The organism is Sulfuriferula plumbiphila, assembly GCF_009938015.1.
GTDB classification, from domain to species: Bacteria; Pseudomonadota; Gammaproteobacteria; order Burkholderiales; family Sulfuriferulaceae; genus Sulfuriferula; species Sulfuriferula plumbiphila.
The window spans coordinates 24,887-49,973 of record NZ_AP021884.1 but is presented as its reverse complement, the minus strand read 5'-3'; the positions used below and the strand labels follow the sequence as shown (position 1 = coordinate 49,973).

Sequence of the window (25,087 nt, the reverse complement as noted above, 5' to 3'; positions counted from 1 at the left end):
GCCTAACCCACACCACGGCATCAAACCGCTTGCTCATTGCCGTTTTTTCAAGACACATGGTTTAAGCTGTCCGCGCCTGATTCATCCGCTTCAGGCGCTGTGCCAGCGCGCCAATAATCTCCCGCGCCAGTGCTGGACTGGTCGCTATCAGTTCCTCCAGCACCTGCGGCGGGAAAGCAACCAGAAACACGTCGGTGTCTGCGATGACAGTGGCAGTACGCGACTCGCCCAGCAGATAGGCCATTTCGCCGAACATTTCTCCTGCCTGCAAGCTGGCAATTTTTACCGCCTGACCTTGTACGTCCCTGTATAGCGCCACCTGCCCGGATTGCAAGAAGTAGGTGAGTTGTGAGGTTTCGCCCTCCCGGATAATGGTTGTGCCCGCCGTAAGCGCCTGACCGTATTTGTGCAACAGGCGTTGCGAGCGACCAAACAGGAAGCGGTCGGCCAGCGTTGCCTGTTTGCCGCTGCTGGCCAGAAACAGTTTTTCCAGTCCCAGCACATCCACTCTGCCTGCCGCATACAGGCCCTGCGCCCATGCCAGAAAAATCACCGCCACGATATATACCCAGATCAGCGAAAACACCACTGTGCCCAGTGTGCCATAGATCGCCTGGTAGTTATCGAGGTGGACAAAATAACCAAACCCTGCCTTGAGTGCGAGGATGCTGAGCGCGCAAAGCAGGCTCACCAGCGCTGCCAGTTGGCGCGGTGGACGCGGAATGGGCATACGCCAATACGCAGTAAAAATCAGCAGCCACAGCACCAGAAAGGTAGCGACGCCCCCCGCCAGATCGAGATTGGCTGCCAGATGCGTGCCCAGTAATTCCATGCGCGACAAGTAGCCCAGCACGCGTTGCGCCAGTACCGCCAGCACAATCAAACCAAACGCCAGTGGCATGGCCAGCAGCGACACCAGCCAGGCGTGCCAGAAACTGCGCTTGCCGCCCGCGAAAATCACCCGAAACGCACTCTGCAGCGCGTTGAGCAGACCACGCGAGGCCATCACCAGGGTAAGCATGCTGGCGCCGCTGGCAATCGCGCGGGTCTGTTCCGGCAGCAAGCCCATGGCCTTGAGCGCGCCCAGGTTGAGCTGATCCCACAATGCCACAAACAGCAGCGGCATATTCGCCGCAAGTTGCGGCAACTGGGTAAACAAATTGGCCGCGTACAGCAGCAGCAACACAATGGGAACGATGGACAGCAAAAAATAGAACGAGATCGCCGCCGCATGATTGGCCAGCTCGTTGCGTAAAAACAGCTGCACCGATACATAGCCTACCTGGGTCAGCCAATCGAGGCGGTCGCGCGCCGGGGCGGATAATGGAAACCGTTTCATCACTGCAATTTAACCCGCTTTGCGCGGCGGCGGCCAGCCCTGCCTTATAATGCCGGATTAAACCGGTCACACCACGCCCGCAATGATCATTTACATTCACGGTTTCAACAGCGCATCCGGCTCGGGCAAGGCGCGCGAGCTCCATACCTGGCTTGCTGCACACGGGCGCGGTGCGGAGTTTGCCTGCCCCGATCTGCCGCATCGCCCGGCTGCCGCCATCGCGCTGTTGTCCGAACGGATCTCCGCATTGCCAGGCGCGCAGGTGAAGCTCATCGGCAGCTCCCTGGGCGGTTTTTACGCCACCTGGCTGGCGGATCGGTTTGACGTCAAGGCGGCGCTGATCAACCCGGCGGTGCATGTACAACACGCGCTCAAAAGCGCGCTGGGCCCGCAAAAGAACTACCACACCGGCGAGGAGTACGTATTCACCCAGCAACACCTGGATGAGCTCGCCGTGCTCGACAGGCCCGCGCCATTGCGTCCGCAGAATCTGTTGCTGCTGGTGGAAACCGGCGACGCCGTGCTGGATTACCGTGATGCGGTGAACTATTACGCTGCCAGCCGTCAGATTGTCGTGCCGGGTGGCGATCACGGTTTCCAAAGCTTTCCTCAATACATCGAAACCATTCTGGAGTTTTGAACGCCGGGACGCATTACGCGCCCGCGTTATTCACTATGTATTTACTTTACGAAGAAGACGGCAGCTTCAAGGCCGGCACCATCATCACCGACAATGACACCTCGTTGCAGGTGGATACCCAGCACGGCAAGCGTGCCAAGGTGAAGGCCATCACCGTGATGATGCGTTTTAACGCACCGGCGCCGGCGGAATTCATGGACGCGGCGCACGCCGTGCGCGACGAGGCGGACGCGGATTTTCTGTGGGAGGTGGCGGGCAGCGAGGAATTTGGCTTTGCCGATCTGGCACGCGAATATTTCGGCCACGAACCCAAGCCGGTGGAAGCGGCGGGGATACTGATGCGCCTGCACGAAGCGCCCATGCATTTCTACAAGAAGGGCCGCGGCCGCTACAAGCCCGCGCCACCCGAAGCACTGGCCGCCGCCAAGGCCGGCGTGGAACGCAAGCAGCGTGAAGCGGAACTGCTGGCACGTTATGTGGCGCAACTGAGCGCGTATCAATTGCCGGAAGAATTCGCCGCGCACCTCGACATGCTGCTGTACGCGCCGGACAAAAACCGGCTGGAGTGGAAAGCCCTGGACGACGTCTGCAAGGCCACCGGCCTGACCCCGGTCAAGCTGCTGGATCGGTGCGGCGCGATTCCCTCCAGCCACGATTACCATCTGGGCGCGTTCCTGCGCGAGCACTTCCCGCGTGGCACCGGTTTCGGCGACGCCCACGAACTGCCCGACCCGCCGCAACTGCCGGATGCGGGGGTACAGGCGTTCAGCATGGACGACGCCGCCACCACCGAGATTGACGACGCCTTTTCAGTCACGCGTCTGGACACCGGCAACTGGCGCGTGGGCATCCATATCGCCGTCCCCGCGCTGGGCATCGTGCCTGCATCGGCGCTGGACGAAATCGCCGCGCGCCGCCTGTCCACGGTGTATTACCCCGGCGGCAAGATCACCATGCTGCCCGATGCGGCCATCCACCATTACACCCTGGGCGAGACCCACACCTGCCCGGCGCTATCCATGTATGTGGAAGTGAGTGACGGCGAGTGGAAAGTATTGAACCAGGAAACCCGCCTGGAGCAAGTCCATATCGCCGCCAACCTGCGCCATGAGACGCTGGAGGCGCATTTCCATACCGGCAGCATCGCCAATGACAGCGCGGATTACCCGTTCAAGGCTGAACTCGACATGCTCTGGCATTTTTCCGGTGCGCTGGAGGCCGCGCGTGACAAAACCCCCGATCCCAACGTGCCGCCGCGTGCCGATTACAACTTCAAGGTGGAAAACGACCGCGTCAGCATTACCGACCGGGTGCGCGGCAATCCGATCGACCGCGTGGTGTCCGAGTTGATGATCTATGTGAATTCGGAATGGGGGCGCTGGCTGGCGGAAACCGACACCATGGCGCTGTACCGTACCCAGCAGAACGGCAAGGTGAAGATGAGCACCAGGCCCGCGCCGCACGTGGGGCTGGGCGTGGCGCAATACACCTGGGCGAGTTCGCCGCTGCGGCGTTATGTGGATCTGCTCAACCAGCGCCAGATCATGGCGCTGGCGCAGGGCGTGCCCCCCCCTTATGCGCCGAAATCCGAGGTGCTGTATACCGCATTGCGCGATTTCGAGGTGGCTTACGACGCCTACAACAACTTCCAGCGCAACATGGAGCGTTACTGGTGCCTGCGCTGGCTGGTGCAGGAAGGCATCACCGAAATCAACGCGGGCGTCATCAGGGAAAACCTGGTGCGCCTCGACGGTTTGCCGTTTGTGACGCGCGTGCACTCATTGCCGGAACTGCCGCCGGGCAGCCGCGTCAGCCTGGCCGTGGACGGCGTGGACTTGTTCGAGGTGGAACTGCTGTGCAGTTTCCGGCGCAGGCTGGACATGGCGCCTGCCACGGAACCTGCGGTCCAGTAATCCGGGCTAAAATACTGGCCATGACCGCGCCACCTCGTTTGTCCACCCGCACTTCCCGTCTCGGCATCACACCGCTGCTGGGAGGTGCGCTGCTGGCCTCATTGGGTATCCACCTGTTGTTGCTCGGCTTCAGCTTCAAATTGCCGCCGGTGCGCGAGGAAAACTTCCTCAGCCCGCCGCTGGAAGTCGTGCTGGTCAATAGCAAATCGGCCCGCAAGCCGCTCCAGGCCGACGCCCTGGCGCAGGCCAACCTGGACGGTGGCGGCAACACCGATCTCGACCGCCGCGCCAAAAGCCCATTGCCCGCCACTGCGGTGGATCAGCGCGAATCCGGCGCAGACAGGGCACAGCAGCGTGTCAGACAGCTGGAAGCGCAAGCGCGCCAGATCATGACCCGGCTCAAGTCCGAGCAAAGCCTGCCCAACATGCAGAATGCGACGTCGCCAACCGATGCCAAGCCGGTCGAGGCCGACCCCAGGCCGATAAGCCTGGTTGCGCGCAGCCTGGAAATGGCCAAACTGGAAGCGCAAATCTCACGCGAATACGACGCTTATCAAAAGCGTCCCAAGCGCATGTTTATCGGTGCGCGCACGCAGGACTACGTGTTTGCGCGCTATATCGAGGACTGGCGCATCAAGGTGGAACGCATCGGCAACCAGAATTATCCGGCAGCGGCGCGCTCACAAAAACTCTACGGCAAGCTGCAACTCACCGTGTCGATCAAGTCGGACGGCAGCCTCGACGACGTGGAGGTCACGCGCGGCTCGGGCTCCAAGATACTGGATGCAGCCGCTGTCGCCATCGTGCGTGAAGCGGCACCCTACTCGCCATTCCCGGAAGAGATGCGCAACAAGGCGGACATTCTGAGCATCACGCGTACCTGGAATTTCATCCCTGGCGACCAGCTCAGCAGCAACGACTGAGCTTGCCACCCGCGATCTGATACAATCGGACGTTTTGAACGTTATTCCAGAAAGGCCTTGGCCATGCATATCGGCACCACCATCACCCAGTTCATCATCGAAGAGCAGCGTCAGATCAAGGGCGCGACTGGTGATTTCACTTCGCTGTTGAACGACATCGTCACCGCCTGCAAGGTCATCTCCAATGCCGTCAACAAAGGTGCGCTGATCGGCGTGATGGGCAGCCTCGATTCAGAAAACGTGCAGGGCGAAACCCAGAAGAAGCTCGACGTCATCACCAACGAAATCTTCATCCAGTCCAACGAGTGGGCGGGCCACCTCGCCGCCATGGCTTCCGAGGAAATGGACGACGTCTACCAGATCCCCGGCCGATACCCGCGCGGCAAGTACCTGCTGGTGTTCGACCCGCTGGACGGCTCGTCCAACGTCGACGTCAACATCTCCGTCGGCACCATATTCTCCATTCTGCGCTGTCCCGGCGCAGGCGATGCGCCGACTGCCGAGTCCTTCCTGCAACCCGGTACCCAACAGGTCGCCGCCGGTTACGCGCTGTATGGTTCCTCCACCATGCTGGTGCTGACCACCGGCCACGGCGTCAATGGCTTCACGCTGGATCGCGACATCGGCGAGTTCATTCTCACCCACCCCAACATGACCATTCCCGCCGACACCCGGGAATTCGCCATCAACGCCTCCAACCAGCGTTTCTGGGAAGGTCCGGTCAAGCGCTACGTGCAGGAATGCCTGGAAGGCAAGACCGGTCCGCGCGCGCGCGACTTCAACATGCGCTGGGTCGCCTCCATGGTGGCCGAAGTGCACCGCATCCTGGTGCGCGGCGGCATCTTCATGTACCCCAAGGACACCAAAGACCCCGCCAAGGCCGGCAAACTGCGCCTGCTGTACGAGGCCAACCCGATGAGCTTCATCGTCGAGCAGGCCGGCGGCGCTTCCAGCACCGGCCGTCAACGCATCCTCGACCTGCAGCCGGAGGGCCTGCACCAGCGCGTGCCGGTGATCCTCGGCTCGAAAAACGAAGTGGAAAAAGTAGTGGCTTACCACAACGAAACCTGAATTTCAGGTCAGGAACAGACATAAGGGCACAGCGCTGACTGTGCCCTTATGTCTTTGGGCGATCAGTTTTACCCGCCGTCTTGAACTCGCGCAGCACCTGGGCGGCCAGGCCCTCCCAGATGAATTCCACGCGGCGGCCGGCGCGGTCGGCAATGCATCGAGAACGTCTGTGTCGAAAATGAATACAGGTATCGGGCACGGCTCGATTTCAGCGCATGGCAGCGGGCCGCGTGGTCGTCCAGACGCAGGTCGCGGCGCAGCTATACGAGTGCGGTATCGAATTCGGGCATGATATTCAGGGAAGAATTTGTCAGCTAAATTGTGATTGATGCCCGAGGCCGTTACAATTGAATTCACATGCAAACCGTCAACCTCACCGACCATTTCCTGATCGCCATGCCCAGCATGGCTGATCCCAATTTTTCCAAAACGCTGACCTATATCTGCGAGCATAACGAGCAGGGCGCGCTCGGGGTGATTGTGAACCGGCCCACCGATCTGGATATGGCGGCATTGTTCGACCAGATCGGCATCGAGCTGGAACGTACCGAACTGGCCGGGCAAGCCGTCTATTACGGCGGCCCGGTACAGACCGAGCGCGGCTTTGTGCTGCACCAGCCGGCGGGAGAATGGCAGTCCACCATGGCAGTGAATGACCGCCTCGGGCTGACCACGTCCAAAGACATCCTCGAAGCCGTCGGCCGCGGCCACGGCCCGGACAAGCTGCTCGTGTCGCTCGGCTATTCAGGCTGGTCGCCGGGACAACTGGAACATGAACTCGGGCAAAACGCCTGGCTCTCAGTCAAGGCCGATCCGCAGGTGATTTTTGACCTGCCGGTGGAAGAACGCCTGACCGCCGCAATGAAAATCCTCGGTATCGACTTTGCCATGCTGTCGGATGACGCGGGCCACGCCTGATGGGCTCGGGCAGCGTGCTGGGCTTCGATTTCGGCCTGAAACGCATCGGTGTGGCAGTCGGCACACTGGAACTCAAGCTTGCCCACCCGCTGGAGACCATCGCCATTGAAACCACTGACGCGCGTTTTGCCCGCATCGGCAAGCTCATCGAAGAATGGCAACCGGCACTGGCCGTGGTCGGCATCCCGCGCCGCGACGACGGCACACACGAATTTGCACCCACCTGCCTGCGTTTCGCCCAGCGCCTCAAGGGGCGCTTTGGCCTGAACGTGGCGCTGGTGGACGAAAGTTACAGCTCCGCTGCTGCCAGCTCGGCGCTGAACGAATCCGGCATTCGCGGGCGCCAGCAAAAATCCATGCTCGATCAGGTCGCCGCCCAGCACATCCTGCAACATTATTTCGACGAACCCGACCATGCCCATCATTACCTTGCCTGATGCCGAAACGCTCGTCGCCCAGCTGGCGGCGGCGATCAAACCCACGCTGACGCCCAACACCGTGCTGGTAGGCATGTACACCGGCGGCGTGTGGGCGGCGCAACAAATGCACGCGCTGCTTGACCCGGCCATGCCGCACGGCGACCTCGACATCTCCTTTTACCGCGACGACTTCAACCGCATCGGCCTGCACGCGCAGGTCAAACCGACGCGCCTGCCGTTCGAGGTGGAAGGGCGCGACATCCTGCTGGTGGACGACGTGCTCTACACCGGCCGCTCGGTGCGCGCCGCCATGAACGCACTGTTCGACTATGGCCGCCCGGCGCGCATCCGCCTTGCCGTACTGGTGGACCGGATGGGCGACCGCGAGCTGCCCATCATGGCCAATTTTGTCGGCAGCACCGCAACCGTGCCGCCGCACCAGCACATCCATCTGGTCCGCGACGACGCCGGCCATCTCAACCTCAAACTGGTTGATCTCAAATGACCCTGAACCCGCAACTCAACAAAGACGGCGCCCTCAAACACCTGCTTACCATAGACGGCCTGCCGCGCGCCATTCTCACCCACATCCTGGACACCGCCGAGGGCTTCGTTTCGGTCAGCGAGCAGGAGGTCAAAAAGGTGCCGCTGCTGCGCGGCAAGGCGATTTTCAACCTGTTTTTCGAACCCTCGACGCGCACCCGCACCACCTTCGAGATTGCCGCCAAGCGCCTGTCCGCCGACGTCATCAACCTCAACATCAACGCCTCCAGCCAGAGCAAGGGCGAAACCCTGCTCGACACCGTGGATAACCTCGCTGCCATGCAGGCCGACATGTTCGTGGTACGTCACGCCCAGAGCGGCGCCGCACACATGATTGCGCGCCACGTGGCGCCGCATATCCACGTCGTCAACGCCGGGGACGGCCGTCACGCCCACCCCACCCAGGGCTTGCTGGACATGTTCACCATTCGCAAATACAAGGGCGAATTCCACAACCTGCGCGTCGCCATCGTCGGCGACCTGCTGCACTCGCGCGTGGCACGCTCGCAAATCCACGCGCTGACCACGCTGGGCGTGCCGGAAGTGCGCGTCATCGCTCCCAAGACCCTCCTCCCCACCGGCGTCGAGCAGATGGGCGTGCACGTCTACCACGAGATGGCCAAGGGGCTGAAAGACGTCGACGTAGTCATCATGCTGCGCCTGCAAAACGAGCGCATGCGCGGCGCGCTTCTGCCCAGCGCCCAGGAATACTTCAAATACTACGGCCTCACCCCGGACAAGCTGGCGCTGGCCCGGCCCGATGCCATCGTCATGCACCCCGGCCCGATGAACCGCGGTGTCGAGATCGACTCTGCCGTGGCCGACGGCAAGCAATCGGTAATCCTGCCGCAGGTGACCTACGGCATTGCCGTACGCATGGCGGTGATGAGCATACTCGCAGGAAATTAAGCATGAAAATTCACATTAAAAATGGTCGCCTGATCGACCCAAAACACGGTGTCGATACCCGGGCAGACCTTTTTATCGCCGCAGGCAAAATCGCTGCCACCGGCAGCGCGCCCGCGGGTTTTCAAGCCAGCCACGTGATTGACGCCAGCAACTGCATCGTCTGCCCCGGCCTGGTGGACCTCGCCGCACGCCTGCGCGAGCCGGGCTTCGAGTACAAGGCAACACTGGAATCGGAAATGAATGCCGCATGTGCCGGCGGCATCACCAGCCTGGCCTGCCCGCCCGACACCGACCCGCCGCTGGACGAACCCGGCCTGGTGGAAATGCTCAAGTTCCGCGCCATGAACCTCAACCAGGCGCGTGTCTATCCCGTCGGCGCAATGACCCAGAAGCTCGAGGGCGCGCGCCTCACCGAAATGGCCGAGCTGCGCGACGCCGGCTGCGTGGGCTTCTCCCAGGCCGACGCCCCCATTACCGACACCCAGGTGCTGGTGCGCGCGCTGGAATACGCCGCCACCTTCGGCTTCACCGTGTGGCTGCGCCCGCAGGACGCCTACCTCGCCAAAGGCGGCGTGGCGCACGACGGCTTTGTCGCCACGCGCCTGGGTTTGCCCGCCATCCCCACCAGTGCGGAGACCGTGGCCCTCGCCACCATTCTGCTGCTGGCACGCGAAACCGGCGCGCGCGTGCATCTGTGCCGCCTCTCCGCCGCCGAGAGCCTGGCGATGGTACGCACCGCCAAAGCCGCAGGCCTCAACGTGAGCTGCGACGTCGGCATCAACCACGTCCACCTCAGCGAAACGGATATCGGCTATTTCGACACCAACTACCATCTGGTGCCGCCGTTACGCGGCCTGCGCGACCGCGACGCGATCCGCGCCGCGCTCGCCGACGGCACCGTGGACGCGCTGTGCTCCGACCACACCCCGGTGGACGAAGACGGCAAGCAAATGCCCTTTGGCGAATCCGAACCCGGCGCCACCGGGCTGGAACTGCTGCTGCCATTGACGCTGAAATGGGCACGCGAAAGCGGCACCCCGCTCAGCCAGGCGCTGGCGTGCATCACCCATCAACCCGCGCATATCCTTGGTCTCGACACCGGACACCTGGCCATCGGTCATGCCGCAGACATCTGCGTATTCGACCCTGAAGCCACATGGAAAGTCGAACCCGGCGTACTCAAAAGCCAGGGCAAGAACACCCCGTTTTTGGGTTATGAAATGCAGGGGAAGGTGCACGCCACGCTGGTGGACGGGCATGTAGTGTTCGAGGCGGGGAAGAATGGGCCGGGGCAGAGATAGCTACCCCGGCCGACCCTGCGTTTGCTCGCGCCTGACAGGCTCGCCTCTTGCATCGACCACCGCGAGCTGAAAAACACTTTTGCCAAGCCCGATGGCAACAGCAGTATTCGTCCTGGACTCCTGTCGCTGAAGAACGACCCATCCCCATGAGCACCAGTGCACCAGTTTGACGAAAAAAAGGGGGGAGTCCATCGCCGGCGTGAGACCGGTTGGCAATGGCGGAGTCCAAACAGGTTGAGCAGCGCGTTGATTTGCAGTGGTGCGAGGACTACGAGATTCGGATTGCAAAAGTAGAACGCGCCTATGGCAAACCTTCAGCCTGATTCTGCGGCCGAGAAGCGCGCGGCGCATCCTGGATTGCAGGGGCGATGGGAATGTCCCTGGCTTCAGCCTTGCTGATAATCCCGCGCCAGCTTCGCATAATGTTCTGCCGAGTAGTTGAAATACGCCAGCTCCGCGTCGGTCAGCGCCCGCACCAGCTTGGCGGGGCGGCCGATGTAGAGGTGGCCGCTTGACAGCACCTTGCCCTCCGGCACCAGACTCCCCGCACCCAGCAGCACGCGCGGCTCGATCACCACTTTGTCCATGACGATGGAGCCCATGCCGATCAGGCATTCGTCGCCTATCGTGCAGCCGTGCAGGATGACGCTGTGGCCGACGGTGACGTTGGCGCCGATGATCAGCGGGCTGCCGGCAGGATCGCGTCCGGTCTGGTGCGAGACGTGCAGCACGCTGTTGTCCTGGATATTGGTGCCGGCACCGATGCTGATACTATTGACGTCGCCGCGGATGACAGCGCCGCACCATATCGAGACGTTGTCGCCGAGGCTGACGTCGCCGATGACGCGCGCGCTGTCGTGAATCCAGCTGCCGCGCCCAATGCGCGGCCGCACGCCGCGAAAGACCTGAACATTCTGCGCTGAGGGTTGTCCTGACATGAGTGTTATCCTGAAAACGGTTATTATATGGTGCTGAATTTCTTACAGGTTGCGTCATGAATCCTTTGCTCGATTTTTCCGCTCTGCCGCGTTTTTCGCAAATCAAACCCGAACACGTCACGCCTGCGGTGGATGCGCTGCTGGCCGAGAACAAGGCGCTGCTAGAACAGCTCGCCAACGCTGCCGAGGCGCCGACCTGGAAGACTTTCGTGCAGCCGATGGAGGACGCCAACGAGCGCCTGTCGCGTGCGTGGGGGCCGGTATCGCATCTCAACAGCGTGATGAACAGCCCCGAGTTGCGCGAGGTGTATAACGCCAATCTGCCCAAGATAACCCAGTATTATGCCGAGATGTCGCAGAATCTGGCTCTGTTTGCCAAGCTCAAGGCGCTCAAGGACAGCGCGGGCTATATGACGCTGAATCCGGCGCAGAAGAAAATCATCGAGAATGAGCTGCGCGGTTTTCGTCTGGGCGGCGCGGAGTTGCCGGAAGACCGCAAACCGCGTTTCCTGGAAATTCAGCAGACGCTAGCCAAATTGTCGGCCAAATTCGAGGAAAACCTGCTCGACGCCACCAATGCATTCAGCCTGTTTGTCGACGACGCAGCCACGCTCTCCGGCCTGCCCGACGACGTGAAGCAGGCCGCGCGCGAAGCCGCCGAACGCGATGGCAAAGCAGGCTGGAAGCTCACCCTGCATGGACCTTCGTACATGCCGGTGATGCAGTACGCAGACAATCGCGCGCTGCGCGAGCAGATTTATCGGGCTTACGTCACCCGCGCGTCCGAGTTCGGCGCGCCCGACCTGGACAACACCGATCTGATCACCCAGATCGTCAGCTTGCGCCGTGAGGACGCCACCATGCTGGGCTTTGCCAGCTATGCGGAAGAGTCGCTGGCAACCAAGATGGCGGAAACGCCGCGGCAGGTAAAAGATTTTCTGAGCGAGCTGGGCGCCCGCGCCAAACCCCACGCCCAGCGCGACATGGACGAATTGCGCGAATTCGCCAGCGCCGATCTGGGGCTGGCTGATTTGCAAGCCTGGGATGTGACCTACGCCAGCGAAAAGCTGCGCGTGGCGCGTTATGCGTTTTCCGACCAGGAGGTGAAACAATATTTCCCCGAAACCCAGGTACTGCCCGGCATGTTCAAGCTGGTGGAGACGATTTACGGCCTCGATATTCGACCTTCCCATACCGAAACCTGGCACCCGGATGTGAAATTTTTCGACATCCGCGACCGCAGCGGCAGCCTCATCGGCCAGTTCTACCTCGACCTTTACGCGCGCGAACACAAGCGCGGCGGCGCGTGGATGGATGATGCGCTGACCCGGCGCCGCAAAAATGATGTCATCCAGACCCCGGTGGCGTATCTCACCTGCAATTTCTCCGCCCCGGTCGGCAGCAAACCCGCGTTGTTCACCCACGACGAAGTGATTACCCTGTTCCACGAATTCGGCCACGGCCTGCACCACCTGCTGACCAAAATCGAGGACCTGGGCGTGTCCGGCATCAACGGCGTGGAGTGGGATGCGGTGGAACTGCCGTCGCAGTTCATGGAAAATTTCTGCTGGGAATGGGAGGTATTGAAACACCTGACCCGGCACGTGGACAGCAAAGCGCCGCTACCGCGCGCGCTGTTCGACAAAATGATTGCCGCCAAGAATTTCCAGAGCGGCTTGCAGACCTTGCGCCAGATCGAGTTCGCGCTGTTCGACATGCGCCTGCACGACGACTTCGATCCCGCCACCGGCAAAACCGCGCTGCAACTGCTGCAGGAAATCCGCGCGCAGGTGGCGGTACTGATCCCTCCCGACTACAACCGCTTTCCCAACAACTTCTCGCACATCTTCGCGGGTGGCTATGCGGCGGGTTACTATAGCTACAAGTGGGCGGAGGTGCTGTCTGCCGACGCCTACAGCCTGTTTGAGGAAAACGGCGTGCTGTCGGAAACAGTCGGCCACCGCTTCTGGAGCGAAATTCTCGGTGTCGGCGGCTCGCGTCCGGCACTGGAATCGTTCGTTGCCTTCCGTGGACGTGAGCCGACCATCGACGCCTTGCTGCGCCACAACGGCATGGTGTAAATACATAAGGGGAGGGGGACAAGCCATGCGTAAACTTGCGGCTTCAATGGTTTTGCTGCTGTGCGCCACCAGCGTTTATGCCAGCCAGGTTTATCGCTGGGTGGATAAAAACGGCCATGTTCAATACAGCGACCAGCCGCCTCCCGCGGGCGTGAAAAAATCCGAGCAACGCACGATAGGCGGCAATGTGATTGACGGCCAGGACTCCTACCCGCTCAGGCAGGCCATGGCGAAAAATCCGGTTGCACTCTACGCAGGCGAGTGTGGTGTGTTGTGTGACGAGGCGCGCAAACTGCTCGACAAGCGCGGCATCCCCTATGCCGCCAGGGACCCGCAGAACCGCAAGCCCGACGCCGACGAACTGATGAGCCTGATTGGCGTCATGGAGGTGCCGGTGCTCAAGGTGGGCAACAAACCCATCAAGGGCTTCGACGCGGGCCGCTGGAACACGGCATTGGACGAAGCCGGCTACCCCAAGTCGAACACGCCTCTGCGCGAGCGCAAAACCGATGCTACGGCACCGGGCAGGGCGGTAAACAACCCGGCCGCCACGGACCAGTCGCAAACACCTGCGCCTAAAAAATAACTCATCGAGCACGCTCGGGACTCATGCTCGGGACTCATGAAGGGCGCGAACTACTCGGCCTTCTTCACCAGCCTGCCTGGGCGCCCGTGTTCTTGCGCGGACACCACCCCAATATACTTGGACGCCTGTCTGAGATAATCAACAAATGTGCTGGCCACAATGGATAACTGTTTGCCCGCGGGATACGCGAAATACCAGTGGCGCCGGATCGGGAAGCCCTGCACATCGAGCACCACAAATTGCCGTGCCGGTGCATCCAGCGCAAGCGTATGACTAGACAACACCGAAATACCCAAACCACCGATCACCGCCTGTTTAATCGCTTCATTACTACCCAATTCCATCCGCACTTTGAGCTTGAGCCCCTGCGTGGCGAACACCCGCTCTGTCGCCATGCGCGTTCCCGAACCCGGTTCGCGCAGTAAAAAAGGTTCTTCGGCTATACGCGCCAGAGGAATTTTTTTCTTTTTTGCGAGCGCATGATGCGCGGGAGCGATCACCACCAGGGTGTTCTCCAGAAACGCTTCCGCCACAGCATCCGCTTCTTCGGGCGGTTGGCCCAGGATGTAAAGATCGTCCTGGTTGGCCGCCAGGCGCTCCAACACACGCTCGCGGTTGGATACTTTGAGCGAGACCTCCACCCCCGGATACTGCTGGCAAAACATTCCCAGCAAGCGCGGCGCGAAATATTTGGCGGTGGTCACCACCGCGAGCCGGAGTTTGCCGGTCTTCAGCCCTTTCATATCCGCCGTCACCATCTCGAAATGCGCCAGATGCTCGAAAATGCCTCGGCAAGTTCGGTGCAACTCGTGCCCTGCATCGGTGAGATAAATTTTTTTGCCGACTTGCTCGAATAGCGGCAAACCAACTGCATCGGATAGCTTTTTGATTTGCATCGACACCGTGGGCTGGGTCAAAAACAGCTCCTCCGCTGCGCGCGTAAAACTGCCCAGGCGTGCAATGGCTTCAAACACTTCGAGTTGGCGCAAAGTACGGTGGCGCATGATTCGCTCCATCTAACCATAGACACTAGTCTATCGAACTCATCAAAAAAATTGACTGTTATTGATGGATTATCTTCAGCATGATGCCTGCAACGCGCTGAAACAAATACCTTTATATTTAAATGGGTATTGCCCACCCTTATCTTATTAGGCGGGCACGGTGCGGTTTTTTTAACAATTAGGAGAAGACCATGACATCTGAAACGATCAAAGAAGGTAAAGACCGCTACAAAGCTGGCGTACTGCCCTATAAGAAGATGGGCTATTGGGAGCCCGACTACCAAGTCAAAGAGACCGATGTGGTGGCATTGTTCCGTATTACGCCGCAAGAAGGCGTGGACCCGGAAGAAGCCGCTGCTGCCGTGGCTGGCGAATCCTCTACTGCAACCTGGACGGTGGTATGGACTGACCGTTTGACCGCATGCGAGCTGTATCGCGCCAAGGCTTACCGCGTGGACCCGGTGCCGAATACCGGTGCAGGCACCAAAACCGAGGCCCAGTTTTTTGCCTATATCGCTTATGACCTGGATTTGTTCGAGGGCGGCTCCATCGCTAACCTGACGGCGTCCATTATCGGTAACGTGTTTGGCTTCAAGGCCGTTAAAGCCTTGCGCCTGGAAGACATGCGCATCCCCGTGGCATACCTGAAGACCTTCCAGGGTCCGGCTACCGGCATCGTGGTTGAGCGTGAGCGTATGGACAAGTTTGGCCGCCCGCTGCTGGGCGCCACCACCAAACCCAAGCTGGGTCTGTCTGGCCGCAACTATGGACGCGTGGTGTACGAAGGGCTCAAAGGCGGTCTCGACTTCATGAAGGATGACGAGAACATCAACTCGCAGGCCTTCATGCACTGGCGCGATCGGTTCCTGTATTGCATGGAAGCGGTCAACAAGGCTTCCGCCGCAACCGGCGAAGTCAAGGGCCATTATCTCAACGTGACCGCAGGCACCATGGAAGAAATGTACGAGCGCGCTGAATTCGCCAAAGAGCTGGGTTCGATCATCATCATGATCGACCTGGTGATCGGCTATACCGCGATCCAGTCCATGGCCAAATGGGCACGCAGGAACGACATGATCCTGCACCTGCACCGCGCCGGTAACTCGACCTATTCGCGCCAGAAAAATCACGGCATGAACTTCCGCGTGATCTGCAAGTGGATGCGCATGGCGGGGGTGGACCACATCCACGCCGGTACCGTGGTCGGCAAGCTTGAAGGCGACCCGCTGATGATCAAGGGCTTTTACGACACGCTGCGCGAAACCCACACGCCGCAAAACCTGGAGACCGGTCTGTTCTTCGATCAGGACTGGGCCTCGCTCAACAAAGTCATGCCGGTGGCATCGGGCGGCATCCATGCCGGTCAGATGCACCAGTTGATTCACTACCTGGGCGAAGACGTGATCCTGCAATTCGGCGGCGGCACCATCGGCCATCCGCAAGGCATCCAGGCAGGCGCGGTGGCTAATCGCGTGGCCCTGGAAGCGATGATCATGGCGCGTAACGAAGGCCGCGATTATCTCAAGGAAGGCCCGCAGATTCTGGAGGCGGCTGCCAAGTGGTGTTCCCCGCTGAAAGCCGCACTGGATACCTGGAAGGACATCAGCTTCAACTACGAGTCCACCGATACCCCCGACTTTGTGCCGTCCACCACGGCCAGCGTTTAATCATTTAAGGAGAAACCACCATGATGACCAATCCTGGCAATCGGATCACGCAAGGGCAGTTTTCATTCCTGCCCGATCTCACCGACCAACAGATCACTGCGCAAATCAAATACGCGTTGAAAAAAGGTTGGGCGCTGAGCGTCGAGTACACCGATGACCCGCATCCGCGCAACACCTATTGGGAAATGTTCGGCATGCCGATGTTTGATTTGAAAGATCCCGCCGGGATCCTGATGGAGGTCAACAACTGCCGCAAGACTTTCCCCGACCATTACATCCGCGTGATGGCTTTTGACTCCACACGCGGCGTGGAAAGCCCAGCCATGTCTTACATCGTCAATCGTCCGAAGAAAGAACCGGGCTTTGGTGTGGTACGGCAAGAAGGGCCCGGCCGCACCATCCACTACACCGTGCATTCCTATGCCACGGACAAAGCGGAAGGCGAGCGTTATTAAACACGCAGCCGTCACGGTGACGAGTGTGATGTAACACGCGTCACCGTTTTTCACCCTTGTGGCTACCGGAACCGTTGTTATGAGCGATACGAATAATCCTGACAGCGCGCAACGCTCTACCGTACTGGCAGATGATGCGCAGGTCGATCTTGAGGCCGAATTTCAGGCCTCAAATGTTCAAGAAGTGCTCGATAAGCTCGACCGCGAGCTGATCGGGTTGAAGCCGGTCAAGACGCGCATTCGCGAAATCGCGGCGCTGTTATTGGTGGACAGGCTGCGCAAGCAGTTTGCACTGACCTCCGAAACCCCCACCCTGCACATGAACTTCACCGGCAACCCCGGTACCGGCAAGACCACTGTGGCCATGCGTATGGCCGAGATTTTGCATCGCCTGGGCTATGTGCGCGAAGGCCATCTGATTTCCGTGACCCGCGATGACCTGGTCGGACAATACATCGGCCACACCGCGCCCAAAACCAAAGAAGTCATCAAAAAAGCCATGGGCGGCGTGTTGTTCATCGACGAAGCCTATTATCTCTACAAGCCGGAAAACGAGCGCGACTATGGCGCGGAATCCATCGAGATCTTGCTCCAGGTCATGGAAAACAACCGTGACGACCTGGTGGTGATTCTGGCCGGCTACAAAGACCGCATGGACAGGTTCTTCTCCAGCAATCCCGGCATGCGCTCGCGCATCGCGCACCATATCGACTTCCCCGATTACAGCGCGCAAGAATTGCTCGCCATCGCCAAACTCATGCTGGCGGCGCAGAACTATCGCTTCAGCCCAGCGGCGGAACAGGCTTTTTCCGAATACCTCAAGCTGCGCATGAAACTAGAGCACTTCGCCAATGCGCGTTCGGTACGCAATGCGCTTGACCGCGCACGGCTACGTCAAGCTAATCGCCTCTTCGCTTGCGGCAAGAAAACGCTCACCAAAATCGATCTGATGACCCTTGAGGCAGAAGATATTTTGGCCAGCCGGGTGTTTGTGGACGGCCAACCCGACAGCGAACCCGGTGCCGATACGGCGGTGCAAAAATAGGCCCGCGCATCATGGCGCCATAAGCCGCATGGACGCGCCGCACGAAACGCTGCCGCTACGCATATTTCCCAAGCAGATTGAGGCGGCCTGTTATAACCGGGTGCGGCTCGCATTGCTGCGCCTGGGAAACCCCTTGCGCATAGCGCTGGTGCAACATCGCGGTCTGGAAGTCATCCTGCACGACGATATCTGGCTGTGCATCGATAGCCTGGCTGACGGGCAGGCGGTGCTGGCGTGGCGAGAATTCCAGGTTCACGCGCGTGATAACCTGCACCAGCCCGTCGCTTGTGAACTGTGGCTATACCATAACTGCGCCGGTCTCATCATGGGGGCAGCGCTGGATGATTTACGGCAAACGGTCGAACAGCAATTGGCGCAACCCGGCGCAACATGAAAGACCGGTCACCACAGAGCACGGAATCCACATGGCCTGGCGGCGGAACACTGCCGCGCGTCGGTCAAAGTCATCGGCAGCGAGGGCATCCATCCCGATCATGCCGCCTTTGGCTGCCAATTATTACGCCCGTCGCACATGATAGAATCCGTAGCGGCCTGTGCCGCATGGATAAAAGTTTTCGACGTATACATATGAAAATAGCCACCTGGAACGTCAACTCCCTCAAGGTTCGCCTGCCGCAATTGCTCGATTGGCTGGCCGTGCGCCAGCCCGATGTGGTGTGCCTGCAGGAAACCAAGCTGGAGGACGGCAAATTTCCGTGCACCGAAATCGCCGCCGCCGGGTATCAAGTCGTTTATGCAGGACAAAAAACCTACAATGGCGTAGCCATTCTCAGCAGGCAACCGCTGCTTGACGTGGCGGCGGGCATGGCTGGCTTTGATGACCTGCAACAACGCGTGCTCGCCGCCACGGTGGATGGCATTCGGGTGATCTGTGTCTATGTGCCCAACGGCCAGAGTGTGGATTCGGACAAATATCTGTACAAGCTGGCCTGGCTGCAGGCACTTACCAAGCTGCTCGGGGACGAGCTTGCGCGCTACCCGAAACTGGTCGTGCTGGGCGATTACAACATCGCTCCCGATGACCGCGACGTGCACGACCCGGCAGCGTGGGCGGGCTCGGTACTGGTATCCGAAGCGGAGCGGGCAGCGTGGCGCGGCTTGCTGGCACTGGGATTGCAAGACAGCTTTCGCCTGTTCGAACAGCCGGAACAGACCTTCAGCTGGTGGGATTACCGCATGGCCGCGTTCCGCCGCAACAGGGGGCTGCGCATTGACCACATCCTGCTCTCCGACGCCTTGGCATCCACCTGCACCGCGTGCGTTGTGGACAAGGACATACGCCGCCTGGAACGTCCCTCCGACCATGCGCCGGTAGTGGCGGAGCTGGCCAGATAGCAGCCGCTATATTTGCCGGCGCGCCTGCATGACGCGGCCCAGAACACCCAGCGCCGCTGCATCCAGATAACGTTCGGCAAGCGGAAAGATTTCCTGCTCTTCCACGGCGATATGCGCGCGTGTCAGCGCCACGAATGGCTGCACGGGGAGGTCGGCTGGCGCGCCTCTGGAAATGGCTTGCAAGGCGGCCTCCAGCTGAACCCATAGCGTATCCAGTTCGCGGTGCTGGACCACCAGGTTTTCCAGCACTGCGCGCTGGAAGGCCGGAAAACCCGAATGGGCGCGCAGTGCCGGAAACAGATCGCGCTCTTCATCTTCGTGATGCAGCGGTGCCCCGACCTGGAAATAGCGCAGAATGCGCGCCGCTGCCAGCTGCGCATCCTGGTCGGCACCGTGCCGTCGCAGATGCGACACCAGCCGCTCCAGGGTATCGCAATGGCCGAGGATGCGTTCATGGCAGGCGCGCAGCAGGCCGAGCGGATCATCGAATCCTGGCGCTGGTTTGGGCATAAGCTGCATGGCCTGGCTACGCCCCCGGTTGAATATGCACCTGGATGGCCATGCCGTTGTTGCGCGGCTTGGGCCATAGCACCGGCCAGATGCGCACGGTAAACACCAGCAGCGACAGCCATATCAGCGCGCCGCCGGCGATGACCACAGGATAGACCCCCACCAGGAAACCGGCGCTGTAAGCCAGCAACCCGGCATGCACCAGACCCATCTGTATCCACGGCCACACGCCCATCAGGATAGGGTTGCCGGTAAACCGCGGCAGCATGTGCGCGCCCAGGCCATACACCAGCATCAGCATGAAACCCACCGTGACGAGATGCAGCGCCACCGGGCGTGCCGGGCCGGACAGCAGCGCACCGTTAATGACCAGCCCCAGCCCGCCCAGCATCAGGTAGACCATGGCGCCCAGAATGAACAGGCGGTTATCCGGCGACAGCGCGAGGCCGGCATGCTGCATGCCGGCCTTCTGCCTGGCGGATGCGCCAGCCACCCAGGCACGCGCTTCGGCAAAGGTTTGCACACCGATGCCCTTCAATTCACCGTCGATCACCAGCGCCGGGATGGTCTTCAGGCGCAGCCGGCTCACCAGGGCGCGCCCCTCGGGCTGGCCCATATCCAGCACCGCGAATTCGATATCCTTTTCTTCGGCCACCTCGCGCCAGATTTTTTCCGACTGATGGCAGGAGGCGCACCATTCCGAAACCAGCAATTCGACTTTCATGTTTGTTCCTAATCCTGGCAGCGCATGCACTGCACGCCATAGCGCTCTATCCATGCCTTGAGCGCTTCCTGTGCGGTGCTGCCGGTGGTGAGATGGGCCAGCGCCATGGCCGGGTCGTCCGGCTTCATGCGCACCAGCCAGGCGTCGTGGTAGGGATCGATATTGATCAGGTTGGGGTTGGCCAGTACCGTCTCGTTGCGCGCCACGATCACGCCGGGGAAGGGCGCCGGGATGCCGCCCGCCCACTTGCCCGACTCCAGCCGTGCCATCGGTTTTTTCCATTCTCGATGGGTGCCGGCGTCCTTGATCCATACATACTGGACCTTGCCCGACATGGTCTGCGCCGGGTCGGTGAGGCCGATGGTGCAGGTGCCGTCTTCTTCCGGCCGCACCCAGACGTAATCCAGATCGTAGTAGAGGTCTTCCGGCAGTTCGCAGCCGCGGTGTTCGGACATGATTTATCTCCATGGTCCATGGGGCTTGACGGTGAACAGCATATTGACGCCGAACAGTACAATGGCGGAATAAGCGATCGCGCCGCCCAACAGCACCAGCCAATTGAGCAGGGTCAGCCAACCGGCTATCATGAGCGGCAATCCGGCGTTGGCGAGATAGAGCTGCCAGTTCGCCATGCGCTCGGAATGCAGCGCATTGCCGGAAAAGCGCGGCAGCACGTGCAAGGCCACGCCATAGATCATCATCAGGATGAAGCCGAGCAGCATGATATGGCCGTGCATGCGCGCCACGTTACCGGGAATCAGGCCTGGGGCGCTCAAGTGGACAAGCGCGACCAGTCCCCCTAGCAGGCCGTAAACGAGAGCAATGGTAACAAACCAGCGATTGCGCTTGTGCATGGCGGGCCTCCAGTGACACCTGAGGCACCAGCCTAGCCGGTTTGTTTTGTTAACACCTTGATCTAGATCAAACGCCCATGCCAGCTCCACCCGACATCAAGGATTTCCGCCTCGCCTACCTGTTCCGCGATCTGGATCGGGCGCTGCTTGCACAAATCGCGGAGCGTGCGTGCTGGCGCGAGCTGGACGCCGGCGCACCGCTGTTCGCAAAAAATGATCCGGGCAACCGGTTTTATCTGGTCAAGACGGGGACGATGAAGCTGTTTCTGCTTGCGGAAGATGGGCAGGAACACGTCATGGAACTGATCGGGCGCGAGCAGCTGTTCGCCGAGGCGGTGATGTTCATGGGCGGGCGCTACCCGGTCCATGCAGCCGCGCTGGAGCCAACGCGACTGATTGCCTTCGACGCCGATTTTTTCCTGGGACTGCTGCGCGGCAATACGGATTTATGCCTGGCCCTGCTGGCTGCAATGAGTCGGCGCGTGCATGGCCTGGTTACGGAAATTGATCGTCTCGCCCTGCAAACCGGCGTGCAACGCTTTGCCCAATACCTGCTTGCCCAGCCCGCGCAAAAAACCGCCGGCACCCGCATTGTGCGCCTGCCGGCGACCAAACAGACGATTGCCTCGCTGCTGGGTATCCAGCCGGAGACGCTGTCGCGCATCCTGTCCAAGCTGCGTGACGACGGCTTGATCCAGGTCAGCGCTGAAACCGTCGTCGTGCTCAAGCCCGACGCGCTGGGTCGTATTTCCTGAAATACCTGCATGAATCCCTGCTTCAGGGGTATCTGGCATGCAGCGCTTTGCCGCTGCTTATTCTGCAGGTGCGTCTTTGCTTTCCAGGCCCAGTTCCTGAATCTTTCGCGTCAGGGTGTTGCGTCCCAGACCCAACAGATTGGCGGCCTCTATGCGCCGGCCACCGGTGTGCTTGAGCGCAACCGTGATGAGCGTTTTTTCAAATTCCTGGGTGAGTCCATCGATAATCCCCACTTCGCCCCGGCCCAGTGCGGCATCCGCCTCGCGTGCCAGCGACTGCGCCCAGTTGCCGCCGGTAGGCGCAAGGCTGCCTGCACCCAGCAGCTCGGGCGGCAAATCGGCTACATCAATATTTTGCCCGGGCGCCATCACGGTGAGCCAGTGGCAGACGTTTTCCAGTTGGCGCACGTTGCCGCTCCACGCCAGCTGACCAAGATATTTGAGTGCCGCATCGGAGAGCTTTTTAGGTTCCACGCCCTGTTCGCGTGCCGTCTTCTGCAAAAAATGCCGCGTCAGAATGGGAATATCCTCGCCTCGTTCACGTAACGCAGGCAAACGTAAGCGAATCACATTCAGACGATGGTAAAGGTCTTCACGGAACAGGCCTTCTTTCACCCGTGTTTCCAGGTCCTGATGGGTGGCGGCAATCACCCGCACATTCACCTTGATCGGCTGGTGGCCGCCCACGCGATAAAACTGCCCATCCGCCAGCACCCGCAGCAGGCGGGTTTGCAGCTCGGGCGGCATGTCGCCGATTTCGTCCAGGAACAGGGTGCCCCCGTCGGCCTGCTCAAACCGGCCACGACGCTGGGCCTGTGCGCCGGTAAAGGCACCACGCTCGTGGCCGAACAATTCGGACTCCAGCAAATCCCTGGGGATAGCCGCCGTATTCAGCGCAATGAAGGGCTTGGCTGCACGTGGGCTGTGGCGGTGCAGGGCCGACGCGACCAGCTCCTTGCCGCTGCCGGATTCGCCGGTGATAAGCACCGTGGTATGCGATTGCGAAAGCCGGCCAATGGCACGGAATACCTCTTGCATGGCGGGCGCCTGACCGAGGATTTCCGGCACCGCCTCGCTTGGCGCAGCAGCTTCGTCTTCGCGCAGGCTCTCGTCAATGGCGCGGCGGATCAGCTCGATGGCATGATCCACATCGAATGGCTTGGGCAGGTATTCGAACGCACCACCCTGAAACGCGGCGACGGCAGATTCCAGGTCCGAATAGGCGGTCATGATGATGACGGGAAGGCGCGGATAGCGTCCTTTGAGCCGTTGCAGCAAATCCAGGCCGGAAGCGCCCGGCATACGGATGTCGCTCACCACCACCTGCGGGGTGTCCTTTTCCAGTGCGGCTTCGACCTCCTGCACCGAGGAGAAGCTCATAAACGGAATACCCTCGCGCTTCAGGGCTTTTTCAAACACCCAGCGAATGGAGCGGTCGTCGTCGATAATCCAGACAGGTTTCATCATGATTTATAGTCCGTTAGCCTTGCTGCCGTTTTGTCCCAGCGGCAACAGCAGGGTAAAGCAGGTATGCCCGGGGCGGCTGTCCGCCTCGATGGTGCCCTGATGCTGGTGCACAAACGTCTGCGCCAGGGTCAGGCCAAGACCACTGCCGCCTTCGCGTGCCGACACCAGCGGATAAAAAATCCGGTCGCGTACCGATTCCGGGATGCCCGGACCGTTGTCAATAATCTGGATTTGCACCGCCAGCGGGTGGCGCTTCATGGTCAATGTCACCTGCCGTGCAATCCGCGTACGCAGCACGATTTCGCCCTCGCCGTGCAGCGCCTGAACTGCATTGCGCACGATATTGAGGGTGGCCTGGATAAGCTGTTCACGGTCTCCGGTAATGTCAGGGATGCTGGTGTCATAGTCGCGACGGATAGTGAGCCCGCGCGGGGTTTCCGCCAGCACCACGCTACGTACCCGCTCCAGCACTTCAAGAATGTTTACTGCACTGATTTGCGGCAAGCGGTGTGGCGTAAGCAGCCGATCCATCAACGATTGCAGGCGGTCGGACTCCTGGATGATGACCTGGGTATATTCGCGCGTTTCTTTGGGCAGCTCGTGCTCCAGCAACTGCGCCGCACCACGGATGCCGCCCAGCGGGTTTTTGATCTCATGCGCGAGGTTGCGGATCAGTTCGCGGTTGGCCTGCTGTTGCAACAGCATGCGCTCGTCGCGGGCGATTTTGAGTTGTTGATCCATGGGGTGGAACTCAAGCATGAATGCCACCGGTGCACTTTCCAGCGGGGTTACCGTGCAGCTCACCTGCAGGCGGTTGGCGTTCACTTCCAGGACAAGTTCGTGCTCGGTAAAACTGGCATTGTGCGAGAGCGCATAATCGAGCGCTGCGTGTAATTGGGTCGGGGAGTTGAACAGCGCATCCAGCGGCATGCCTGCGGCCTGGCTGGCGGAAAGGCCCAGCAGATTTTCGGCGGCGGGGTTCAGATAGCATACCTCGCGTGCCGCATCCAGCGCCAGCACCGCGGTGGCCAGGAGTTCCAGACCCATCAACTGGCTGTCTATAACTTGCATCGTGAGGGGCTGGGTTTTGGTAATTTGAGTGAACGCATCCAGCAGGTTTAGCAAGTACCGCGCCAGAAATACAGAATGGAATTATTTAATGCTGGCCAACTCTTTTTTCAGGGCACGGATGTTGTCTTCGTGAAGCTTGACGATATCGCGCAGTTTGTCGTTGCGCGCACGCCAGCTTGCACTGCCTGGCTGTTCCCCGCTGCGCAGGACTTCACCCGCTTTTTGCGCCGCCGTCGCTTCTGCCAGATTGCGCTCTTCAGTGCGCAGTTCGTCCTGCAATACGCTACGCCGCAAATCATCGCGCTTGCGCTGGGTACTGCCATCCACGCGCGGGAAATTGGCCGGCGCGCCTACTTCTTTTTTGCGCGCAGGTGCGGCGGGGGTTGCAACTGGGCCCAGATTAAGTCGCTTGGCGCCGCGCTTGGGCAGGTTGGTGTAGGTGACTTGTCCGGATTCATCCACGTATTTATAAATTTCTGCGTGGACGGGTAGGCAGACGATAAGGCCGATGATGAGCAGGGCTGCTTTCATATCCAGAATGGGTAAAGACAATACACGCTATAACGGCCGGAACAGCGGAGAGTTTATGGCAAACGCG

Annotated in this window: 27 protein-coding genes; 17 read left to right on the top strand and 10 right to left on the bottom strand. The window is 60.4% G+C overall.

The features are described from left to right. Nucleotides 1–61: 61 nt before the first annotated feature. Complete coding sequence (locus GZH91_RS00250; RefSeq protein WP_147069616.1) at nucleotides 62–1,339, bottom strand: YhjD/YihY/BrkB family envelope integrity protein; 1,278 nt, start codon at nucleotides 1,337–1,339, stop codon at nucleotides 62–64. 82 nt (nucleotides 1,340–1,421) lie between these two features. On the opposite strand from GZH91_RS00250, the gene GZH91_RS00245 reads away from it, so the two are divergent. From GZH91_RS00245 to GZH91_RS00205, 9 genes are all read left to right on the top strand, one after another. Beyond that, nucleotides 1,422–1,979: a YqiA/YcfP family alpha/beta fold hydrolase gene (locus tag GZH91_RS00245; protein ID WP_147069615.1), complete on the top strand. Its 558-nt coding sequence runs from the start codon at nucleotides 1,422–1,424 to the stop codon at nucleotides 1,977–1,979. Between the two features lie 35 nt (nucleotides 1,980–2,014). Beyond that, the gene (locus tag GZH91_RS00240; protein WP_147069613.1) at nucleotides 2,015–3,892 is read left to right on the top strand and encodes a ribonuclease catalytic domain-containing protein; all 1,878 of its coding nucleotides are present in this window, start codon (nucleotides 2,015–2,017) and stop codon (nucleotides 3,890–3,892) included. A gap of 20 nt (nucleotides 3,893–3,912) precedes the next feature. Next, nucleotides 3,913–4,815, top strand: a complete 903-nt coding sequence (locus GZH91_RS00235) for an energy transducer TonB (protein WP_147069611.1) — start codon at nucleotides 3,913–3,915, stop codon at nucleotides 4,813–4,815. 63 nt (nucleotides 4,816–4,878) lie between these two features. After that, nucleotides 4,879–5,886, top strand: coding sequence for a class 1 fructose-bisphosphatase (locus GZH91_RS00230; RefSeq protein ID WP_147069609.1), 1,008 nt, complete (start codon nucleotides 4,879–4,881; stop codon nucleotides 5,884–5,886). Between the two features lie 357 nt (nucleotides 5,887–6,243). Beyond that, complete coding sequence (locus tag GZH91_RS00225) at nucleotides 6,244–6,804, top strand: YqgE/AlgH family protein (RefSeq protein WP_147069607.1); 561 nt, start codon at nucleotides 6,244–6,246, stop codon at nucleotides 6,802–6,804. After that, complete coding sequence (ruvX, locus tag GZH91_RS00220; RefSeq protein ID WP_147069606.1) at nucleotides 6,804–7,241, top strand: Holliday junction resolvase RuvX; 438 nt, start codon at nucleotides 6,804–6,806, stop codon at nucleotides 7,239–7,241. Before GZH91_RS00225 ends, ruvX begins: the two co-directional genes overlap by 1 nt. Further along, nucleotides 7,228–7,728: a bifunctional pyr operon transcriptional regulator/uracil phosphoribosyltransferase PyrR gene (gene pyrR, locus GZH91_RS00215; RefSeq protein WP_147069908.1), complete on the top strand. Its 501-nt coding sequence runs from the start codon at nucleotides 7,228–7,230 to the stop codon at nucleotides 7,726–7,728. Before ruvX ends, pyrR begins: the two co-directional genes overlap by 14 nt. Next, complete coding sequence (locus GZH91_RS00210; RefSeq protein ID WP_147069604.1) at nucleotides 7,725–8,675, top strand: aspartate carbamoyltransferase catalytic subunit; 951 nt, start codon at nucleotides 7,725–7,727, stop codon at nucleotides 8,673–8,675. The genes pyrR and GZH91_RS00210 overlap by 4 nt, the downstream gene beginning before the upstream one ends. 2 nt (nucleotides 8,676–8,677) lie before the next feature. Then, nucleotides 8,678–9,976: a dihydroorotase gene (locus tag GZH91_RS00205; RefSeq protein WP_147069602.1), complete on the top strand. Its 1,299-nt coding sequence runs from the start codon at nucleotides 8,678–8,680 to the stop codon at nucleotides 9,974–9,976. Nucleotides 9,977–10,362: 386 nt separating this feature from the next. On the opposite strand, the gene GZH91_RS00200 is transcribed toward GZH91_RS00205, so the two are convergent. Continuing rightward, complete coding sequence (locus tag GZH91_RS00200) at nucleotides 10,363–10,914, bottom strand: gamma carbonic anhydrase family protein (protein WP_147069600.1); 552 nt, start codon at nucleotides 10,912–10,914, stop codon at nucleotides 10,363–10,365. Nucleotides 10,915–10,970: 56 nt separating this feature from the next. On the opposite strand from GZH91_RS00200, the gene GZH91_RS00195 reads away from it, so the two are divergent. Both GZH91_RS00195 and GZH91_RS00190 read left to right on the top strand, forming a co-directional pair. Beyond that, nucleotides 10,971–12,995, top strand: coding sequence for a M3 family metallopeptidase (locus GZH91_RS00195; protein WP_147069598.1), 2,025 nt, complete (start codon nucleotides 10,971–10,973; stop codon nucleotides 12,993–12,995). A gap of 25 nt (nucleotides 12,996–13,020) precedes the next feature. Continuing rightward, nucleotides 13,021–13,581, top strand: a complete 561-nt coding sequence (locus GZH91_RS00190; protein WP_147069596.1) for a glutaredoxin family protein — start codon at nucleotides 13,021–13,023, stop codon at nucleotides 13,579–13,581. A gap of 50 nt (nucleotides 13,582–13,631) precedes the next feature. Here the strand turns inward: GZH91_RS00190 and GZH91_RS00185 are convergent, their stop codons facing one another. Beyond that, nucleotides 13,632–14,585, bottom strand: a complete 954-nt coding sequence (locus GZH91_RS00185) for a LysR family transcriptional regulator (RefSeq protein ID WP_147069594.1) — start codon at nucleotides 14,583–14,585, stop codon at nucleotides 13,632–13,634. Between the two features lie 191 nt (nucleotides 14,586–14,776). On the opposite strand from GZH91_RS00185, the gene GZH91_RS00180 reads away from it, so the two are divergent. The 5 genes from GZH91_RS00180 (at nucleotide 14,777) to xth (ending at nucleotide 19,108) form a co-directional block, all read left to right on the top strand. Continuing rightward, nucleotides 14,777–16,252 (top strand): ribulose-bisphosphate carboxylase large subunit, encoded by a 1,476-nt coding sequence (locus GZH91_RS00180; protein ID WP_147069591.1) that lies wholly within the window; start codon nucleotides 14,777–14,779, stop codon nucleotides 16,250–16,252. Nucleotides 16,253–16,272: 20 nt separating this feature from the next. Then, nucleotides 16,273–16,707 (top strand): ribulose bisphosphate carboxylase small subunit, encoded by a 435-nt coding sequence (locus GZH91_RS00175; protein ID WP_147069590.1) that lies wholly within the window; start codon nucleotides 16,273–16,275, stop codon nucleotides 16,705–16,707. A 79-nt stretch (nucleotides 16,708–16,786) separates the two neighbouring features. Continuing rightward, nucleotides 16,787–17,752, top strand: a complete 966-nt coding sequence (gene cbbX, locus GZH91_RS00170) for a CbbX protein (protein ID WP_147069588.1) — start codon at nucleotides 16,787–16,789, stop codon at nucleotides 17,750–17,752. A 28-nt stretch (nucleotides 17,753–17,780) separates the two neighbouring features. Beyond that, entirely contained in the window at nucleotides 17,781–18,146 is a 366-nt protein-coding gene (locus tag GZH91_RS00165) for a hypothetical protein (RefSeq protein WP_147069586.1), read from the top strand. A gap of 194 nt (nucleotides 18,147–18,340) precedes the next feature. After that, complete coding sequence (gene xth, locus GZH91_RS00160; RefSeq protein WP_147069584.1) at nucleotides 18,341–19,108, top strand: exodeoxyribonuclease III; 768 nt, start codon at nucleotides 18,341–18,343, stop codon at nucleotides 19,106–19,108. A 6-nt stretch (nucleotides 19,109–19,114) separates the two neighbouring features. Here xth and GZH91_RS00155 read toward each other — a convergent pair whose 3' ends face one another. From GZH91_RS00155 to GZH91_RS00140, 4 genes are read right to left on the bottom strand one after another with little or no spacing between them, the layout of a single operon-like run. Beyond that, on the bottom strand, nucleotides 19,115–19,618 hold the full coding sequence (locus GZH91_RS00155; protein ID WP_198415347.1) for a hemerythrin domain-containing protein: 504 nt from the start codon (nucleotides 19,616–19,618) through the stop codon (nucleotides 19,115–19,117). Between the two features lie 16 nt (nucleotides 19,619–19,634). Next, nucleotides 19,635–20,342: a thioredoxin family protein gene (locus tag GZH91_RS00150; protein WP_147069579.1), complete on the bottom strand. Its 708-nt coding sequence runs from the start codon at nucleotides 20,340–20,342 to the stop codon at nucleotides 19,635–19,637. An 8-nt stretch (nucleotides 20,343–20,350) separates the two neighbouring features. Continuing rightward, on the bottom strand, nucleotides 20,351–20,797 hold the full coding sequence (locus GZH91_RS00145) for a glycine cleavage system protein H (protein WP_147069578.1): 447 nt from the start codon (nucleotides 20,795–20,797) through the stop codon (nucleotides 20,351–20,353). 3 nt (nucleotides 20,798–20,800) lie between these two features. Then, on the bottom strand, nucleotides 20,801–21,196 hold the full coding sequence (locus GZH91_RS00140) for a heme-copper oxidase family protein (RefSeq protein ID WP_147069576.1): 396 nt from the start codon (nucleotides 21,194–21,196) through the stop codon (nucleotides 20,801–20,803). 77 nt (nucleotides 21,197–21,273) lie between these two features. Between GZH91_RS00140 and GZH91_RS00135 the strand changes: the two genes are divergently transcribed. After that, the gene (locus GZH91_RS00135) at nucleotides 21,274–21,951 is read left to right on the top strand and encodes a Crp/Fnr family transcriptional regulator (RefSeq protein ID WP_147069574.1); all 678 of its coding nucleotides are present in this window, start codon (nucleotides 21,274–21,276) and stop codon (nucleotides 21,949–21,951) included. Nucleotides 21,952–22,008: 57 nt separating this feature from the next. Here the strand turns inward: GZH91_RS00135 and ntrC are convergent, their stop codons facing one another. The 3 genes from ntrC to GZH91_RS00120 form a co-directional block, all read right to left on the bottom strand. Continuing rightward, the gene (ntrC, locus tag GZH91_RS00130; protein WP_147069906.1) at nucleotides 22,009–23,415 is read right to left on the bottom strand and encodes a nitrogen regulation protein NR(I); all 1,407 of its coding nucleotides are present in this window, start codon (nucleotides 23,413–23,415) and stop codon (nucleotides 22,009–22,011) included. A gap of 6 nt (nucleotides 23,416–23,421) precedes the next feature. Then, nucleotides 23,422–24,489, bottom strand: coding sequence for a nitrogen regulation protein NR(II) (glnL, locus tag GZH91_RS00125; RefSeq protein WP_147069571.1), 1,068 nt, complete (start codon nucleotides 24,487–24,489; stop codon nucleotides 23,422–23,424). An 81-nt stretch (nucleotides 24,490–24,570) separates the two neighbouring features. Further along, nucleotides 24,571–25,020, bottom strand: coding sequence for a DUF4124 domain-containing protein (locus tag GZH91_RS00120; RefSeq protein WP_147069570.1), 450 nt, complete (start codon nucleotides 25,018–25,020; stop codon nucleotides 24,571–24,573). Between the last annotated feature and the right edge of the window lie 67 nt (nucleotides 25,021–25,087).

Excerpts from the sequence above, each read along its gene's own strand:
- GZH91_RS00250 (WP_147069616.1), bottom strand. The coding sequence starts at position 1,339 with ATGAAACGGTTTCCATTATCCGCCCCGGCGCGCGACCGCCTCGATTGG.
- GZH91_RS00245 (WP_147069615.1), top strand. The coding sequence starts at position 1,422 with ATGATCATTTACATTCACGGTTTCAACAGCGCATCCGGCTCGGGCAAG.
- GZH91_RS00240 (WP_147069613.1), top strand. The coding sequence starts at position 2,015 with ATGTATTTACTTTACGAAGAAGACGGCAGCTTCAAGGCCGGCACCATC.
- GZH91_RS00235 (WP_147069611.1), top strand. The coding sequence starts at position 3,913 with ATGACCGCGCCACCTCGTTTGTCCACCCGCACTTCCCGTCTCGGCATC.
- GZH91_RS00230 (WP_147069609.1), top strand. The coding sequence starts at position 4,879 with ATGCATATCGGCACCACCATCACCCAGTTCATCATCGAAGAGCAGCGT.
- GZH91_RS00225 (WP_147069607.1), top strand. The coding sequence starts at position 6,244 with ATGCAAACCGTCAACCTCACCGACCATTTCCTGATCGCCATGCCCAGC.
- ruvX (WP_147069606.1), top strand. The coding sequence starts at position 6,804 with ATGGGCTCGGGCAGCGTGCTGGGCTTCGATTTCGGCCTGAAACGCATC.
- GZH91_RS00210 (WP_147069604.1), top strand. The coding sequence starts at position 7,725 with ATGACCCTGAACCCGCAACTCAACAAAGACGGCGCCCTCAAACACCTG.
- GZH91_RS00205 (WP_147069602.1), top strand. The coding sequence starts at position 8,678 with ATGAAAATTCACATTAAAAATGGTCGCCTGATCGACCCAAAACACGGT.
- GZH91_RS00200 (WP_147069600.1), bottom strand. The coding sequence starts at position 10,914 with ATGTCAGGACAACCCTCAGCGCAGAATGTTCAGGTCTTTCGCGGCGTG.
- GZH91_RS00195 (WP_147069598.1), top strand. The coding sequence starts at position 10,971 with ATGAATCCTTTGCTCGATTTTTCCGCTCTGCCGCGTTTTTCGCAAATC.
- GZH91_RS00190 (WP_147069596.1), top strand. The coding sequence starts at position 13,021 with ATGCGTAAACTTGCGGCTTCAATGGTTTTGCTGCTGTGCGCCACCAGC.
- GZH91_RS00185 (WP_147069594.1), bottom strand. The coding sequence starts at position 14,585 with ATGCGCCACCGTACTTTGCGCCAACTCGAAGTGTTTGAAGCCATTGCA.
- GZH91_RS00180 (WP_147069591.1), top strand. The coding sequence starts at position 14,777 with ATGACATCTGAAACGATCAAAGAAGGTAAAGACCGCTACAAAGCTGGC.
- GZH91_RS00175 (WP_147069590.1), top strand. The coding sequence starts at position 16,273 with ATGATGACCAATCCTGGCAATCGGATCACGCAAGGGCAGTTTTCATTC.
- cbbX (WP_147069588.1), top strand. The coding sequence starts at position 16,787 with ATGAGCGATACGAATAATCCTGACAGCGCGCAACGCTCTACCGTACTG.
- GZH91_RS00165 (WP_147069586.1), top strand. The coding sequence starts at position 17,781 with ATGGACGCGCCGCACGAAACGCTGCCGCTACGCATATTTCCCAAGCAG.
- xth (WP_147069584.1), top strand. The coding sequence starts at position 18,341 with ATGAAAATAGCCACCTGGAACGTCAACTCCCTCAAGGTTCGCCTGCCG.
- GZH91_RS00155 (WP_198415347.1), bottom strand. The coding sequence starts at position 19,618 with ATGCCCAAACCAGCGCCAGGATTCGATGATCCGCTCGGCCTGCTGCGC.
- GZH91_RS00150 (WP_147069579.1), bottom strand. The coding sequence starts at position 20,342 with ATGAAAGTCGAATTGCTGGTTTCGGAATGGTGCGCCTCCTGCCATCAG.
- GZH91_RS00145 (WP_147069578.1), bottom strand. The coding sequence starts at position 20,797 with ATGTCCGAACACCGCGGCTGCGAACTGCCGGAAGACCTCTACTACGAT.
- GZH91_RS00140 (WP_147069576.1), bottom strand. The coding sequence starts at position 21,196 with ATGCACAAGCGCAATCGCTGGTTTGTTACCATTGCTCTCGTTTACGGC.
- GZH91_RS00135 (WP_147069574.1), top strand. The coding sequence starts at position 21,274 with ATGCCAGCTCCACCCGACATCAAGGATTTCCGCCTCGCCTACCTGTTC.
- ntrC (WP_147069906.1), bottom strand. The coding sequence starts at position 23,415 with ATGAAACCTGTCTGGATTATCGACGACGACCGCTCCATTCGCTGGGTG.
- glnL (WP_147069571.1), bottom strand. The coding sequence starts at position 24,489 with ATGCAAGTTATAGACAGCCAGTTGATGGGTCTGGAACTCCTGGCCACC.
- GZH91_RS00120 (WP_147069570.1), bottom strand. The coding sequence starts at position 25,020 with ATGAAAGCAGCCCTGCTCATCATCGGCCTTATCGTCTGCCTACCCGTC.